The following is a 13,338-nucleotide window of genomic DNA, read 5'->3' on the forward strand; positions in this document are numbered from 1 at the left end:
CCCCGGCCTGGGGGGCCGGGTTTAAACCCCCCGCCCGCCCCCCCCCGTTTTGTCGGTGGGGGGGGGCGTGTCCCCCGCCCCCCACAAGACCCGTCGATAGGGTAGTGCCGAGCCATGCTCGGCAGAGGCTGTACCGGCACTGCCCCAGCGGAGCATGGCTCCGCTCCACGGGGCTCCCATCATGCTACTGGCGGCACTTCCGGCTTCACCGCTTCCGGGCTCACACGCTCGATGGTGTGGCGCAGTTCGCGGCCGAGGATGAACTTGGCATCCTTGGCCCAGGCGTCCAGGCGTTCGTCGAACAGCAGCTTGCTGTTCTGATCCGGCCAGATCAGGCGCAGCTCGCGCATCTTCTGGATGAAACCGCGGAACAACGACTTGTCGAAGAACTCCGGCGCGGCCGGTGCATACAGCAGGCTCAGGCGCTGTGCGGCCTGTTGGCACAGGCTTTCCAGCTCGCCGGCGCCGAGCGTGCCCGGGCCGTTCTTCACCAACACCGAGATGGCGATGTAATAACGCTCGAATGCCTGTTGCAGCGAGTGGCCAATCGCACGCAGACGGAACACTTCATCGGTCTGGCCGGTGCTGCGCGCGAGCATGCCGCCGTCATCCTCGCCCACATGCTGCAGCAGGCCTTCGCGGACGAAAACGTCGATGGTCTGGTCGATGCGCGCGGCAAACTCGTCCTCGGTCCACGGCAGGAACAACTCCGCCTGCAGGAACGGGTACAGGCCACGGCCCAGCCGCAGCAGGCCACCACGGCTCATGCGGCGGTTGTTCTGGAAGCAGCAGGCCACCCACGACGATGCGGTGAACAGGTGCAGCACGTTGTTGCGGAAATAGCTCAACAACACCGCGGTGTCGCCACTGACGCTGAGCACATCGCCCAGCGGGTGCTTGATGCGGGTGAGGACGTTGATTTCCTCGGCGTGGGCAATGATGCGCTCGGGCGAATGCGGGGTGACCGTGACCCGGTCGGAATACGGCATTTCCACCAGCAGCTTCTTGCACAGCTCGATCTGCGCGATCAGGTCGGCCTCGCCCATCGCGTGCTTGGGCGTGGACAGCAGTGCCAGCGCCAGCAGGTTGATCGGGTTGACGTCGGCGGCGGCGTTGATGCGCTCCTGGATCTGCTCGGCAAGCACATCAACAGTGCCGGCCAACCAGCTCGGCTTCTCGTCTTCGGGCACCGGTTGGCCGTCCCAGTCGGGCGCCATCTTCGCCAGCACGTCATTCAGCGCGATCGGCTCGCCGAAGTTCACCACCACCTGGCCGTAGTTCTGCTTGAGCACCTTGGGAATGCCCCACAGCAGTGCCCAGATTGATTCCTTTTCCTTCGGCCGGCCGGTCAGCTCGTCCAGGTAGCTGTTGCCCTCCATCAGCTTTTCATAGCCGACGTAGATGGGCTGGAACAGCACTGGCTTGCGCGGCTGGCGCAGGAAGGCACGCAGCGTCATCGAGATCATGCCGCCCTTGGGCTGCAACAGACGGCCGGTACGCGAGCGCCCGCCTTCGACGAAGTACTCGATCGAATAACCGCCAGCCACCAGCTGCGCGACGTATTCGCTGAGCACTGCCGAGTACAGCGCGTTGCCCTTGATCGAGCGACGGATGAAGAACGCGCCGCCCTTGCGCAGCAGCGTGCCAACCACCGGCAGGTTGAGGTTGATGCCGGCCACGATATGCGGCGGCACGATGCCGCGGTCGTACAGCAGGTAGCTCAGCAGCAGGTAGTCCATGTGGCTGCGGTGGCTGGGCACGTAGATGATTTCGTGGCCAGGCGCTGCTTCCTTGAACTTGTCCAGGTGATGCACCAGCACGCCGGCATAGATGCGGTTCCAGACGTGACTGAGCATGAAGCTGGCAGAGCGCACCACCGGAGTGGAGTAGTCGGCGGCAATTTCCCAGGCGTAGCCCTGCGCCTTCTTCCAGGCGTCGGTGGTCTTGGAGTTGTCGCGCTTGGCCTGCACGGCGATGGCTTCGCGCACCGAATCGGCTTCCAGCACCTTGTCCACCAGCAGGCGGCGGGTGGAAAGATCCGGACCGATGATCGACTCACGGATGCGACGGAAGTGGGTACGCAGCACGCGCTGCAGCTTGCGCACGGTGCGCTCGGGCTCCAGCCCTTCGTCGACGGTGCCGCGCAGCGATACCGGCGGGGCGAAACGGACGATGGTGTCGCGGCCATTGAGCAGGATCGCCAACAGGCGGCGGAAGCGGCCAACCAATGCCCAGTTTTCCGAGAACAGCACCGCGAACCAGCCGCTCTGCTTGTCCGGGGCGCGGCCGACGAAGATCGACACCGGCACCAGATGCACGTCCAGGCCCGGGTTGGCGCGGTGCGCCTGCAGCAGCTTGGCCAGCGAATCGGAATGGGTCTTGGCGCCGCGCTGTTCGGGCAGCAGCATGTTGTTGCTGGAGCGGCGTGACAGCGCCACATAGGCGCGCTTGCGCCCGGTGGGGTCACCGGCCAGCGGCACCAGCGGCGAAGGCAGGCCGGCATCGCGGCAGGCCTTGTCCAGGATCAGCGCGTTGGACAGACCGTAGTCCTCCAGCACGTACACCACCGGGCGGCCGTCGTTGTAGTCGCCGGGCTGCTCGGGCTCGATCTTCAGGCCCAGCCAGGGCTCGATCAGCTTGCCCAGCAGGCGCGACCACAGCGGGCGACGCGCAGCACGGGCCGCAGGCGACGGGCGCGCGGAAGCACCCGGCACGATGGCAGCAGGAGTGGCGGGCGTCGCGTTGGCGTCGTCCGGCGGCAGCAGTTCACCCTGATCGGGCTGGGATTTCTGTTTCGACATCGGCGCCATTATGGCTTAGCCGCCGCTGCGGCGTTGTCTGCTGTTTCCGGAGCTGGGACTTCGGCCGCTTGCAGGACATCGGCCTTGGCCTGTTCGGCAGCGCGCGCAGCCACCAGTACCGCATCCACATCGCTGAGCGTACGGGCCAGATACCAGCGCTTGTCGTGGCGTACCAAGGCCACCTCGAGGTCCAGCTGCTTGCCCGCCAACGGGTACTGCACGCGTACGGTGGCGCGGTCGCCGTCCTGTGAGACCAGGCCGGTACGCATCTGCTCCACGCTTTCATCCAGCTTCAGGCCATACGCGGCCAGCACCTGCTTGCTGGCCGCGGCGAACGGGCCGAGCTTCTGCAAGGTGCCGGTCATGCCGGCCTGCTGGAAGGCCTGCTCATCGGCCAGGCCAGTGGCGCGGGCAGCAGCCGTGAGGGTGGCGATCGAGGTCTGCGCCAGCTTGGGGTCCGGCAGCGGTGCTGCCTGGGCCCAGTCGCTGAGCGCGGTGACCAACTGCACGTAGTGCGCACGCTCGGCTGCGTTGTAGTCGCCTTGATGGCTGATGTATTGCACGCCAAACAGGCCCAGCGAATGCGCGGCCTGCCGCACGGCCGCGGTCTGGCCCTCCAGCTGCGCCTTGAAGGCGCGCTGCAGCTTGTGCTCGGCATCCTGCTCCGACAGCGTGGCCAGCAGCGCTGGCAGCTTTTCGTCCAAGGGCAGCTCGGTCAGCGGCCAGCGGCTATGGCCCTGCGCCCAGGCAGCCTCCAGTTCGGCGTACTGGGCCGGTGGCACCGCCGCGCGCGCATAGCCGACCAGATCGTTGTTGCGCAGGTGCTGGGTCAGCTGGCGTACCGCCGCAGCCGGCTCGGTGGCAGCACCGGGCAAGGGCTCGGCGTTGCGCTTGCAGGCCGCCAACAGGGCTACAAGGCAGACCGACGTCAAGATCATGGTGTGACAGCGGGGTAGTGAACGGCGTTGCATGGCGGCGGCTATCCTCCCGTAGGCCAAGCATCTTGATGCCTGCCCGGTGACAGCAGCAAGCACGGCCGTCACGGCGCCGAAGGGCGGGTTCAGTCGAAGCCATGGTCCCTTGGTGCGCGCCTTGGCCCACACCCCGTCTAGATTCCCTGCTCGCTCATCCGGGCACTTGAGACATAAAAAAAGAGGCCGCCCCGTTGCCGGTGACAGACCCCTCAAACCGACGTGAAGCCGGTAGACATGTTTGACGCATCGCCGGCAGAGCCGGACGAGACGTAGCCTACGCGCCAGCTTCAGTTAATGCAACACTTCATGAATAATATGATAAGTCATTGATTTCATTTGAATGAAGCGGCAATTTCAAGTTGCATTGCCAATGCTGCAGCGCGCGGGTCGGCAGCCAGGCGGATCGGCCGGCCGACGACAATCGCGTCGGCGCCGTCGGCAAAAGCCTGGGCCACGCCCACGGTGCGCTGCTGGTCATCGCCCACCGGGCCGCCGGGGCGGATGCCGGGGCAGACGATGGAGAAACCCTGACCGGTCGCCGCACGGATTGGCGCGGCCTCCTGGCCGGAAGCGATCACACCGTCGATGCCGGCGCGCTGCGCGGCCAAGGCGCGCTCCACCACCACGTCAACGGGTTCACGGTCGATGCCCATCTGTGCCAGATCCGCCCGCCCCATCGAGGTCAGCACGGTCACCGCCAGCAGGCGCATCTCCGACGTATTGGCAGCGGCGGCAGCTTCCATCATGCCGGGGTGCCAGCCGTGGATGGTGCAGTAGCTCACCGGCCACTGCGACAGGCGCTTGATCACGCCGGCAATGGTGGCCGGGATATCGAAGAATTTCAGGTCGACGAACACGCGCTTGTCGCGCTTGGCCAGTTCATCCAGCACGTCGAAGTATTCGCCCGAGGCCAGCAGTTCCATGCCGATCTTGTAGAACGACACGGCATCACCAAGCTTTTCCACCCACTCGATGGCCTCGGTCTTGCCGGGCACGTCGAGGGCGAAGATCAGGCGCTCGTCATCACGCAGCGGCAGCGGTGCGCGGCTCATCGGGCCACCTCCAGCGCTTCACGCTTTGCCCCGTTGCGCAGGTCCGCCGGCAGCGACCAGGCATTGTTGATCGCCGCACCTTCCCAGCCACCGTAGGTGGGGTTGGACAGGATCCACCAGCGCGAGCCGATCCAGCCCTGGTACTTGTCCAGCAGCAGGTCGCGCGCGGCCAGGCTGTTGTCCTCGACCTGCAGGAAATCGGTGAACTGGTCGCCCACCTGCATCAGCACGCGGTAGTGCTGCGCCACCAACTGGCGGCGGCAGCCCTTCTCGCTGCCATGTTCGGTGCAGCCCGGCACCGGCGTGCCCAGGCCCAGATAGACGCTGTCATCGGCGACCGGGAAGCCAACCTGGCGCAGATTGGCGATGGTGGCGTCCTTCATCGCTGCGGTGCGGTTGCTGATGTAGATCATGGTCACGCCCTTGGCTGCGGCGGCCTGCGCGAACTGCACCGCGCCGGGTACCGGCTGCGCCTTGCGCTCATCCACCCAGGCTTCCCAGGTCGCGTCGTTGTAGTTGCTGCCATCGCGCACCAGCCGCGCCTGATAGGGCGAGTTGTCGAGCACGGTCTCGTCCACGTCCACCACCACCGCCGGCTTCAGTTTGGCCGATTGATGATTGCCGCCTTCTTCCGGCAACAGCGCGGTCCAGCTGCCATCGGCCAGGGCCGCGTCGAGCTGCGCGCCGGCCAGCTTCCAGGTCTGCAGCGCGCTGGCGCGGTATTCCTGCGAACGCTGCACCCACAGCACGGCATTGAGGTTGTCGTTGGGGGCATTGGCCGGAGCTACGACGGCGTCGGCCGGGGCCGGGGCCGGCGAAACGCGGCTCAGCGGCGCGGTCGAGCTGCAGGCAGCCAGCGACAGCACGGCGCCGGCCAGCAGGGTAAGGGCGGGGAATCGGGACATGGCAACTACCGGGAATCTTTGAAAACCGCGCAAGTTTACCGGCTCCCTGCTTTGCCCGCCTTGCCGGGTCAAAACCGGGGTCAGAGTGGGGTTTCGCAACGAAACCCCACTCCGACCCCGGTTTTAACCGCAATTTCCGCACTCAGCTATGCTTGCGCCCCCTAGCAAGACCAGAGCCCGGACCGTGACCGACGCCAGCCAGACCCCCGATTTCCCTATCCTCGACGCCGCCCAGGCGCGCGTGCTGGGCTGCCTGATCGAGAAAGAGGCCACAACCCCGGACACCTACCCGCTGACGGTCAATGCCGCCCAGGTAGCCGCCAACCAGAAGACCGCGCGCGAGCCGGTGATGAACTTGGAAACCGGCAAGGTGCAGCACGCACTGCGCCAGTTGGAGACGCTGGGCCTGGTGCGCCAGCACTTCGCCTCGCGCGCCGACCGTTACGAGCACCTGACCGGCCCCAAGCTCGATCTGCCACGCCAGCAGGTCGCCCTGCTCGGCCTGTTGCTGCTGCGTGGTCCGCAGACCGCCGGTGAATTGGCGACCCGCAGCGAGCGCATGGCCAAGTTTGCCGATGCCGCCGACCTGCGCCACCAGTTGGAGCGCTTGCAGCAACGCGGCCTTGTGGTGCAGCTGCCGCGCGGCGCCGGCCAGCGCGAAGACCGCTTCATGCACCTGCTGTCCGGCCCGGTGGATGCGGATGCCTTGGCGGCGCAGTACCGTGCGCCGTCGGGTTCTTCCTCCACGGTCGACAACAGCGCCTTGGAAGAACGCGTGCAGCAGCTGGAAGCCACCGTCGCGGCCCTGCAGGAACAGCTGGCCGCGCTGCAGGAGCAATTGGGCGGCTGAGCCGGCTCAGCCTTTTGGCGTGTTGACGAACAGCAGCAGCTGTTCGTCCTCGCCCGGCAGCACCACCGTGCCGCCATCATCGAAGCCTAGCTTTTCCAGCAAGGCGACCGAGCGTGCGTTGCCCTGCGACACGATCGCGCGCAGTTCGCCCAGACCCAGCGTGGTGCGGGCGTAATCGAGCACGCCCTGCACCGCTTCGCGCGCATAGCCCTGCCCGGTATAGGGCGCCAGCAAGGCATAACCGACATCGGCGCTGGGCAGGCCCGGTCGCCGCACCAGCCCGGCATTGCCGAGCCAGGCACCATCACTGCGGCGCTCGATCGCATACATGCCGAAGCCATGTGCGGCGTAACTGCCGAAGGTGTGCTTGCGCACATACTCCCGTGCTTCCTCCACGGTGCGCACGCCGCGATCACCGATAAATTCGTGGAAGCCCGGCTCGTTGAGCAATTGCAGCATCGCGGCGGCATCGCCGTCGTCATCACGCAGCAGGCGCAGTTGCAGGCGTTCAGTCTGGATCAGGGACATTGCAAGGCTCGGTTTTGGCCCCCTCCCTTCTGCGTAGCAGAGGGGAGGGCTGGGGAGGGGTGCTTTTGGTTTTTGCCGGTAGAGCCCCCTGCCGAGCATGGCTCGGCACTACCTCTTAAAGCAAAGGGGTTCTGTTCGCAGTGAGTCCCAATCAAAGCGCAAGACCCGGTTTCAAAGCTACCCCCTCCCGGCCTCCCCCTTGGCTGCGCCAACGGGGAGGGGTGAAGCATCAATCAAACAGCGCTTGAATCGCTGCCAATCCAGCCTTCGCCCGCTCCTGCTTGTGCGCGGCATCGGCCACCGGGTCCGCGCCATCGCGCTGGATCTCGCCGGCCGGAATCTCGTCGAAGAACCGGCTGGGCTTGAGCCGGATATGCTCACCAAACTTGCGCGTCAATCGACTGAAGCTCATCCACAACTGGATCTTGGCGCGGGTGATGCCCACGTACAGCAGGCGCCGCTCTTCCTGCAGGTTGCCCTCATCCAGGCTGACCTGGTGCGGCAGCACGCCGTCCTCGCAGCCAACGATGAACACGTACGGAAACTCCAGACCCTTGGATGCATGCAGCGTCATCATCCGCACCTGGTTGCCACCGTCGTCCTTGTCGTTGCGCGAGATCAGCGCCAGCTGCGCGGCCATGTCGGCGGCGCTGGCACCGCGCGGGCCGCTCTCGAACCAGGAGGCCAGTTCTTCCAGATTGTTTGCGCGACGCTCGTAGCCGGCAGTGTCCTTGGCCGCATTCCGCAGTTCGGCCAACATGCCCGAATCCTTGGACACACGCCGCACCAGATCGCCTGAGCTCATGCCACGCATATCCAGCCGCAGCGCGCGCAGGATGTCGGTGAACTTGCTCAGGCTATTGGCCGCACGCGGGGTGAGCTGGGCCAGCGCACCCATGCTTTCAGCGGCGTGTGCCATCGGAATGTCTTTCTCCGATGCCAGCTCCGCCAACTTGGCCAGCGTGCTTGCGCCGACATCGCGCTTGGGCGACTGCACCGCACGCATGAAGGCAGTGTCGTCGTCCGGGTTCACGATCAGCCGCAGCCAGGCCAGCGTGTCCTTCACTTCCTGCCGTTCCAGGAACACCGTGCCACCGTTGAGGTGATACGGCACGCCGACCAGCTGCATCGCTTTTTCCAAGGGCCGCGACTGGAAATTGCCGCGGAACAGGATGCAGAAATCACTCCACGGAATCTTGCGGTTGGTGGCGAGGAAATGGATCTCGGAGGCGACTTTTTCCGCCTCATGTTCACTGTTGCGGCATTCCCAGACGCGGATGCGCTCGCCGTCAGCCTGATCCGACCACAGGGTCTTCAGATGCTCGTGCGGGTTATGCGCGATCAGCGCATTGGCCGCGCGTAGCACACGGTTGGAACAACGGTAATTCTGCTCCAGCTTGATGATCTGCAGTGCGGGGTAATCCACGCCCATCTGCTGCAGATTCTCGGGATTGGCACCGCGCCAGGCATAGATCGACTGATCGTCATCGCCGACGCAGGTGAAGTTGCCAGCGGGCCCGGCCAGCTGCTTGAGCAACCGGTACTGGGCATCGTTGGTGTCCTGGCATTCGTCGACCAGCAGGTAGCCGATGCGCTCGCGCCAGGCCAGGGCGATATCCGGGTTCTCTTCCAGCACCTGCACGGGCAGGCGGATCAGGTCATCGAAATCGACCGCGTTGAACGAGGTCAAACGGGTCTGGTACAGCTCGTAGACCATCGCCGCGTCTTTCTCGCGGTTGCTGCGCGCCGCCGCCATCGCCTGCGCGGGCGACAGCCCGGAGTTCTTGGCCCGCGAGATCAGGTTCTTCATGTCCTCGATGTCATCGGGCTTGGCATTGGTGCCGCCGAGCAGATCCTTGATCTGCGCGCCGGCATCGTCGGCATCGAAGATGGAAAAACTGCGCTTCAGCCCCACGTGTTCATGTTCGATCTGCAGGAACTTCAGGCCCAGCGCATGGAAGGTACAGATGGTGACTTCGGCGGCGTCTTCGGCACGCAGGCGCTTGGCCACACGCTCGCGCATTTCCTTGGCCGACTTGTTGGTGAAGGTGATCGCGGCGATACGGCGGGCCGGGTAGCGGCGAATGCCGATCAGATGGGCGATTTTCTCGACGATCACGCGCGTCTTGCCGCTGCCGGCACCAGCCAGCACCAGCAGAGGACCTTCGGCGTGCACAGCCGCCGCGCGTTGGGGGGGATTGAGGGAGTCCAGCATGGGGTGGTTTCAGTCGCAGGCAGGCAGTGTAAGCCATCGCCCGTGAGCGCCGGCTGGCGCGGTAAAATGGGCCATGGCCAAGCTCTATTTCTACTATTCGGCGATGAACGCCGGCAAGACCACCACCCTGCTGCAATCGGCGCACAACTACCGCGAGCGCGGCATGCGGGTTGCCCTGCTGACCCCGCACCTGGACCACCGCGCCGGCACCGGCGTGGTCGCCTCGCGGATCGGCCTGCAGGCTGAAGCGACCACCTTTGAGCGCGATACCGACCTGGAGAAGCTGATCCAGCAGGACATCGCCGCCCACGGCAAGCTCGGCTGCGTACTGGTCGACGAAGCCCAGTTCCTGAGCAAGTCACAGGTCTGGCAGCTGTCCGAGATCGTCGACCAGCTGCGCATTCCGGCCCTGTGCTACGGGCTGCGTACCGATTTCCGCGGCGAATTGTTCGAAGGCAGCCAGTACCTGCTGGCCTGGGCCGACGAGATGCAGGAGATCAAGACCATCTGCCACAGCGGCAAGAAGGCCACGATGACCGTGCGCGTGGACGAGAACGGATTTGCCGTGCAGGACGGCCCGCAGGTGGAGATCGGCGGCAATGACCGCTATGTGTCGGTGAGCCGGGCTGAGTTCAAGAAGATCACGCGGGGTGAGGGCCGGATTGATCCGATGCAGGCGCCGCTGCCGTTGTAGGGCCAATTTACATTAGCCCCTGTGCCCCATAGGCTGCGACCGTCTCCAAGGAAGAATGATGCCCACCATGTTCCGATATTTATTCATCATCCTGCTGTTGCCGCTTTGTCTGCCCGCTGTCGCCGCCGAAACACCACCACAAGAAGACGGGCCCTTACTCAACGCCGGATTCCTGGATGGTCATCCGGACATGATGTACCGGCAGTGGGGGGTAAACGCACTGCATCGCGGTGAAGTCGATAACGCGATGGAGAACTTCCGGCTTTCCGCACGCTATGCGGATAAGCCAGCGCAGGGCTACCTGGCCGAAATGTACTGGTTCGGTGTGGAACGCCCTGCAGATCGGGTCATGGCATTTGCATGGATGGATGTCGCAGCCGAACGCGGATACCCCTTGTTCGTCGAGCTGAGGGACCAGTATTGGGCAGCCCTGCCGCTGGAACAGCAGGAGGTAGCCCGTGCTCAAGCCCGACAGCTCGCGGCCGAATATGGTGATGCCGTGGCCAAGCCTCGCATAGCGGCAGTACTGAGTCGCGGCCTGCGTGCAATGACAGGCAGCCGTACCGGCTCGATGTCGAACAATGTCGATATCGTCTACAACGACGGCGGAATGCAACGCACCATCAAAGCTGACCGGTTGTATGACAAGAAATACTGGGATCCCGATCTTTACCAGAAGTGGCAGGACGAAACCTGGATGAAAATTCGCCGTGGCACGGTGGAAGTGGGCAAGCCCGCGATGAGCATTCCCGCCGCCACCGACAAGCCTTGATCTCGGCCCGGGGCGGAATCAAAACCGCCCCGGTGTTCATGGCATTTCTAAATTGTCGCTAGTCAGGTGCGAAAAATAGCTGAAGACCAAGGTGGCCCCCAGCCGGGTCAAGCAGGCAAGGTCCTGATTCGCGATGAAGCCCCCTTCCTGCTCGGGTGAGTTCTTCACCGGCAACAACAGGTCTACTTCAACAAACTCCGGCACCACCTCTCGCAGCACCCGCTGGATGTTCTCCTCGCCACCGAGATAGTTGACGATCATTGGAACCATCGCAAACATCGATGTGGACGGTGGCATACAGAGGTGCCAGCTGACATAGGATCGCTTCAATGGCGCCTGCCCTAGCCGACGCACCTGCCCGGCCGACCCGAGACCATGCGCCGCCACGCCGGATAGAGCAGCGACCCGCTGTGGTGCTGCAGAAAAGCCCCGCAGCGTGAAAGTCACCGCACGTTGCCGCAGCTCTTGCGCTGCCTGGAGATCGTTGTCTGGATGCATCAAACAAGCACCGAAGGGAGCCGGAGCTCATGAAACACCGACTTTGAATGCAGCCTCACTTGCAATCAATACAACGTCCGCTCAGGCGCCCCCGCAGCCGGCGGGGTGTACTGGTACAACCACGTCTCGGTCAGGGTCTTGCCACCGCTGCGCAGGTACAGGCGCACGTCGATCTGCTCGGTGCTGCCGTCCGGCGGCACCAGGTCGAACATGGCGCGGTAGCCCTTGATCTCACGCAGCGGACGCGCCGACACCACTTCCACGCGGCCGCGGCTGGTTTCCAGCACCGCTTCCACTTCGCCCTTGTCGATCAGGCTGGCCAGTTCGCCGCCTTCAAAGTCGACGGCGAAACGCCACGAGAAATACTCGCGTTTCTTGCCGATGATGCCGCCCAGGCCGGTGCGGCTGGCAACGCAGTGGGCAAGCGGCGGACGTGCCGGCGGCTCGGCGCCCCAGTACAGCCGGTAGCCAACCAGCAATTCCTCGCCCGGTTGCGGCTTGGCCTTGGGATTCCAGAAGGCGACGATGTTGTCGAAGGTTTCGTCAACGGTGGGAATCTCCACCAACTGCACCGAGCCTTCGCCCCATTGCCCCTTCGGTTCGATCCACAGGCAGGGGCGTTTCTCATAGAACACGCCGTCGTCCTGGTAATGGTCGAAGTTGCGGTCACGCTGCAGCAGGCCAAAGCCACGCGGGTTGTTGTCGACGAACATGTTGAAACGCAGATTGGCTGGGTTGCACAGCGGCCGCCAGATCCATTCGCCTGCCCCGTTCCACATCGACAAGCCATCGGTGTCGTGGATCTCCGGGCGCCAATCCCAATCCATGCGGCGGTCGTTCTCGCCGACCTGGTACATGCTGGTGCACGGCGCGATGCCAAGCCGCTCGATTTCCTTGCGCGGATACAGCGCGCTGTCGATATCCATCAGCAGCACATCGCCATTGGTGATGGCGAAACGATAGGCACCGGCAACGCTGGGCGAATCCAGCAGGCCGTAGACCACCAGCGTGTCGGAATCCGCTGACGGCTGCTCCAGGTAATAGGCGATGAAGTCCGGGAACTCCTCCGGGCGGCCCATGCCGGTATCGATGGCCAGGCCGCGCGCCGATTGCCCGTACTGCCCTTCCTTGCCTACCGCGCGGAAATAGCTGGCGCCGAGGAAGGCGGCGAAGTCGCGGTCGGTATCGCTGCGGGTATTGAGGCGGAAGCCGGCGAAGCCCAGGTCAGCGGGCAACTGGCCACCGTGGATGCCGCTCTTGCCGTAGTTGAAAGCCGCACCGTCATAGGCCAGCTCCTGCGCCTTGCCATCGACCACGTCGAACATGCGTACCGGCGAATGGAAGTACAGGCCCAGATGGAAGAACTTGGCCTGGAACTTGCCGGGCTGGTCAGCCCACAGCGCATGATCCTGCCGGTAGCTGATGGACTGGTACTGGTCCCAGTCGAGCTTCTCCAGCGCGCCCGGCAGGGTGCGCTTGTGGCTCTTGTAGGGCGCCTGTGCCAGCGCGCGAGCCTGGCCCTTGAGGGTGGCGAAGTCGAAAGGCTGCGGCTGGCCCAGGCGACGCAGGCCCAGCTGTGCCGGTTTGCCGGCCGCGCAGGCAGTAAAGGCCGGAAGACCGAAGGCCGCCAGAGCGGCTGCGGCGTTGCGCAGGAAGTCGCGTCGTTGCATGGAAAGGCAAGCCGGTAGGGGACCGCAGCATGGTAGGCGCAATTGCGTGAATCGACAGCCTCAGATGGCCGTCGAATGAACATCCGCTTCAGCCAACCTGACCTGTAGTGCCTAGCCATGCTCGGCAGAGGCCTTGCCGGTAAAGCCACAGCGCAGCATGGCTGCGCTCTAAACAAAGGCAGCCCTTACCCCAACCCCTCTCCCCCAAACAGGAGAGGGACTTGTAGTGGGGGGGGGGGGGGGGGGGGGGGGGGGGGGGGGGGGGGGGGGGGGCGGGGGGGGGGGGGGCGGGGGGGGGGGGGGGGGGGGGGGGGGGCGGGGGGGGGGGGGGGGGGGGGGGGGGGGGGGTGTGGGGGGGGGGCTGGGAGGAGGCGGGCGG

At 64.9% G+C, this 13,338-nt stretch carries 11 protein-coding genes; 3 read left to right on the plus strand and 8 right to left on the minus strand.

From position 1 onward, the window contains the following. Positions 1 to 179: 179 nt before the first annotated feature. The 4 genes from plsB to ACVOMB_RS19205 all read right to left on the minus strand — a co-directional run bounded on the left by plsB (position 180) and on the right by ACVOMB_RS19205 (position 5,732). Entirely contained in the window at positions 180 to 2,801 is a 2,622-nt protein-coding gene (plsB, locus tag ACVOMB_RS19190) for a glycerol-3-phosphate 1-O-acyltransferase PlsB (RefSeq protein WP_481532652.1), read from the minus strand. An 8-nt stretch (positions 2,802 to 2,809) separates the two neighbouring features. Further along, a complete protein-coding gene (locus tag ACVOMB_RS19195; protein WP_481532653.1) occupies positions 2,810 to 3,739 on the minus strand; it encodes a hypothetical protein in 930 nt (309 codons plus the stop codon). Positions 3,740 to 4,107: 368 nt separating this feature from the next. After that, positions 4,108 to 4,827, minus strand: a complete 720-nt coding sequence (pyrF, locus tag ACVOMB_RS19200; RefSeq protein ID WP_481532654.1) for an orotidine-5'-phosphate decarboxylase — start codon at positions 4,825 to 4,827, stop codon at positions 4,108 to 4,110. After that, the gene (locus ACVOMB_RS19205; RefSeq protein ID WP_481532655.1) at positions 4,824 to 5,732 is read right to left on the minus strand and encodes a 5'-nucleotidase, lipoprotein e(P4) family; all 909 of its coding nucleotides are present in this window, start codon (positions 5,730 to 5,732) and stop codon (positions 4,824 to 4,826) included. The genes pyrF and ACVOMB_RS19205 overlap by 4 nt, the downstream gene beginning before the upstream one ends. 184 nt (positions 5,733 to 5,916) lie before the next feature. Here ACVOMB_RS19205 and ACVOMB_RS19210 point away from each other — a divergent pair, with 184 nt between their 5' ends. Further along, positions 5,917 to 6,582 carry a YceH family protein gene (locus ACVOMB_RS19210; protein WP_481532656.1) on the plus strand — a complete coding sequence of 222 codons (666 nt, stop codon included), beginning with the start codon at positions 5,917 to 5,919 and terminating at the stop codon, positions 6,580 to 6,582. A gap of 6 nt (positions 6,583 to 6,588) precedes the next feature. Here ACVOMB_RS19210 and ACVOMB_RS19215 read toward each other — a convergent pair whose 3' ends face one another. Together ACVOMB_RS19215 and ACVOMB_RS19220 are read right to left on the minus strand one after the other, a co-directional pair. Further along, complete coding sequence (locus ACVOMB_RS19215; RefSeq protein ID WP_481532657.1) at positions 6,589 to 7,110, minus strand: GNAT family N-acetyltransferase; 522 nt, start codon at positions 7,108 to 7,110, stop codon at positions 6,589 to 6,591. A gap of 229 nt (positions 7,111 to 7,339) precedes the next feature. Then, positions 7,340 to 9,322, minus strand: coding sequence for a UvrD-helicase domain-containing protein (locus tag ACVOMB_RS19220; protein WP_481532662.1), 1,983 nt, complete (start codon positions 9,320 to 9,322; stop codon positions 7,340 to 7,342). 76 nt (positions 9,323 to 9,398) lie between these two features. On the opposite strand from ACVOMB_RS19220, the gene ACVOMB_RS19225 reads away from it, so the two are divergent. Both ACVOMB_RS19225 and ACVOMB_RS19230 read left to right on the plus strand, forming a co-directional pair. Next, on the plus strand, positions 9,399 to 10,019 hold the full coding sequence (locus ACVOMB_RS19225; RefSeq protein ID WP_481532658.1) for a thymidine kinase: 621 nt from the start codon (positions 9,399 to 9,401) through the stop codon (positions 10,017 to 10,019). Between the two features lie 58 nt (positions 10,020 to 10,077). Beyond that, positions 10,078 to 10,791 carry a sel1 repeat family protein gene (locus tag ACVOMB_RS19230; protein ID WP_481532659.1) on the plus strand — a complete coding sequence of 238 codons (714 nt, stop codon included), beginning with the start codon at positions 10,078 to 10,080 and terminating at the stop codon, positions 10,789 to 10,791. 36 nt (positions 10,792 to 10,827) lie between these two features. On the opposite strand, the gene ACVOMB_RS19235 is transcribed toward ACVOMB_RS19230, so the two are convergent. Both ACVOMB_RS19235 and ACVOMB_RS19240 read right to left on the minus strand, forming a co-directional pair. Next, on the minus strand, positions 10,828 to 11,289 hold the full coding sequence (locus tag ACVOMB_RS19235) for a hypothetical protein (protein WP_481532660.1): 462 nt from the start codon (positions 11,287 to 11,289) through the stop codon (positions 10,828 to 10,830). A 65-nt stretch (positions 11,290 to 11,354) separates the two neighbouring features. Then, on the minus strand, positions 11,355 to 12,959 hold the full coding sequence (locus ACVOMB_RS19240; protein WP_481532661.1) for an OpgD/OpgG family glucan biosynthesis protein: 1,605 nt from the start codon (positions 12,957 to 12,959) through the stop codon (positions 11,355 to 11,357). Positions 12,960 to 13,338: the final 379 nt, after the last annotated feature.

It is taken from the genome of Stenotrophomonas sp. STEN018, from assembly GCF_056760235.1.

What these genes read in the sequence shown, in the direction of transcription:
- plsB (WP_481532652.1), bottom strand. Translation starts at nt 2,801, where the DNA reads ATGTCGAAACAGAAATCCCAGCCCGATCAGGGTGAACTGCTGCCGCCG.
- ACVOMB_RS19195 (WP_481532653.1), bottom strand. Translation starts at nt 3,739, where the DNA reads ATGATCTTGACGTCGGTCTGCCTTGTAGCCCTGTTGGCGGCCTGCAAG.
- pyrF (WP_481532654.1), bottom strand. Translation starts at nt 4,827, where the DNA reads ATGAGCCGCGCACCGCTGCCGCTGCGTGATGACGAGCGCCTGATCTTC.
- ACVOMB_RS19205 (WP_481532655.1), bottom strand. Translation starts at nt 5,732, where the DNA reads ATGTCCCGATTCCCCGCCCTTACCCTGCTGGCCGGCGCCGTGCTGTCG.
- ACVOMB_RS19215 (WP_481532657.1), bottom strand. Translation starts at nt 7,110, where the DNA reads ATGTCCCTGATCCAGACTGAACGCCTGCAACTGCGCCTGCTGCGTGAT.
- ACVOMB_RS19225 (WP_481532658.1), top strand. Translation starts at nt 9,399, where the DNA reads ATGGCCAAGCTCTATTTCTACTATTCGGCGATGAACGCCGGCAAGACC.
- ACVOMB_RS19230 (WP_481532659.1), top strand. Translation starts at nt 10,078, where the DNA reads ATGCCCACCATGTTCCGATATTTATTCATCATCCTGCTGTTGCCGCTT.
- ACVOMB_RS19235 (WP_481532660.1), bottom strand. Translation starts at nt 11,289, where the DNA reads ATGCATCCAGACAACGATCTCCAGGCAGCGCAAGAGCTGCGGCAACGT.
- ACVOMB_RS19240 (WP_481532661.1), bottom strand. Translation starts at nt 12,959, where the DNA reads ATGCAACGACGCGACTTCCTGCGCAACGCCGCAGCCGCTCTGGCGGCC.